The sequence below is a fragment of the Alkalihalobacterium elongatum genome (genome assembly GCF_019024285.1).
GTDB lineage: Bacteria > Bacillota > Bacilli > Bacillales > Bacillaceae_F > Alkalihalobacterium > Alkalihalobacterium elongatum.
On record NZ_WMKZ01000054.1, the window covers coordinates 1 to 1,858 of the forward strand.

At 40.7% G+C, this 1,858-nt stretch carries 1 protein-coding gene; it reads right to left on the reverse strand.

The window, feature by feature from the left end:
* Positions 1 to 87: 87 nt before the first annotated feature.
* On the reverse strand, positions 88 to 1,371 hold the full coding sequence (gene ltrA, locus GKP30_RS23300; protein ID WP_216831868.1) for a group II intron reverse transcriptase/maturase: 1,284 nt from the start codon (positions 1,369 to 1,371) through the stop codon (positions 88 to 90).
* Between the last annotated feature and the right edge of the window lie 487 nt (positions 1,372 to 1,858).

Consider the following 1,858-nt stretch of genomic DNA (forward strand, 5'->3'; position numbering starts at 1 on the left):
ATCGAGTAGGAGGATAATCATTAATTGATTATCCGACCTCTCACACCACCGTACGTACGGATCCGTATACGGCGGTTCAATTTCATACTAAGCATGTACTTTGTTATAATGTTGAACACAGGAGATTAGCCCAAACTTAGCTAATCTCTTATTCGTGATCGTTGTGCTCAGTATCCACGAGTAAGCAATACGGACTGCACCCTTACTGGCATGGCTATATTTGTATGCGTTGTATCTTTCCATTCCCAGTTTGATTAGGTTCTTCCTTCGATTCTTGGCTGTTTTCCACTTTTTCCATATACACGTTCTTAATCGAACTCTTATATGAGCGTCTATTTTACCAAGCACCGTTTTCATATAGCCAACTTTGAAGTAATTAACCCATCCTCGTATCACTTGGTTGATTCGTTCAACCTGAAACTTCGTTTCAACACTCCAATTCTTCCTCGTTAGTTGCTTCAGTTTGTATTGGAAGTTCTCTACTGACTTTTGGTGCGGTTTTGCCTTGTATAAATCCGATTGATAATCTTTGAAGAAACCAAAACCTAGAAATTTCATAGTAGGGTCATATGGTCTTGTCACTTTCGTTTTTGCGCTATTGACGATCAAACCCAGCTTTTCTTCGATGAACTTTGTCACTGATCTCATTACTCGTTTCGCAGCCATTTCGCTTTTGACCATAATAATACAATCATCCGCATACCTTACAAATCGAAGACCTCGATTTTCGAGTTCCCTATCCAATTCGTTAAGCATAATATTGCTAAGCAGTGGAGATAGATTTCCTCCTTGAGGAGTTCCTATGACTGTTTCTTTGTACTCATCGTCGATCTGTACACCACTTACTAAGAATTTGCGAATGAGTGAAATGACATCACCATCATCAACTGTTCTTGATACAAGATTCATCAATCTATCATGGTTTACTGTGTCGAAGAAACGTTCTAAGTCAATATCTACAATCCAATCGTGACCATCATTCAAATATTCTAGGGCTTGTATGATAGCCATTTCGGCATACCGATTAGGTCTAAATCCGTAGCTATACTCACTAAATTTCTTATCAAACATAGGTGTAAGGATTTGGGCTATTGCTTGTTGAATGACTCTATCTTTGACCGTCGGAATACCTAAGAGCCGTATTCCGCCATTTGGTTTAGGAATTTCAACCCTTAGTACGGGTTGTGGGTGGTATATTCTTTGTCGAATTTGAGAAATGATTTCCTCCTTGTTCAACACCATATATGCTCCTAATTCCTGAACAGTCATTCCATCCACACCCGCTGCACCCTTATTTCTTTTCACCTGCTTAAATGCCTGATTTAGATTATCTCTATCGAGGATTTTATCCAGTAGTTTTTCTTCATACATGCTTTGTTATTTCCTTTCTGTCTCGTAAAGTCGGTATCCACTTTTCCGCATAATGCCAGTGGTCTATTTCCTCTTCCAATCGAGATGTCTTATAACGATGAAATTGTTCAGCCCTTCGCTCTTTCTAACTTTCGTTAGATGTCTTCGCTACTACGGCTTCTGCTGACTTCTCACTATCCAGTCTTGTATCGCTACAAGATTTTGGTGCAGACCAGTGAGACCTCCCCAGTTAAGGTGCGAACTCTTTCCCTCCACCTATCTGCCATATGTACACCGTATGATTTTAGTAGCTATCGGATTTTAACTTCTTTTGCAGTCTTGTCCTCATACGTTGCCTCCTATATGATTTCTGTTCGTCAGACCAGAGGTTTGCCTCGAGCTTCCTTCAGATTCCATGTCGCCATGGACACCCTTGCTTTTGGCTATGTACTTACCGCTACAAGGTTGTACTCGGGACTTTCACCCGTTAGAGTTCGCCCATGCTGGG

Bases quoted from the DNA above. Each gene is read 5' to 3' on its own strand.
- ltrA (WP_216831868.1), bottom strand. From the start codon at position 1,371: ATGTATGAAGAAAAACTACTGGATAAAATCCTCGATAGAGATAATCTA.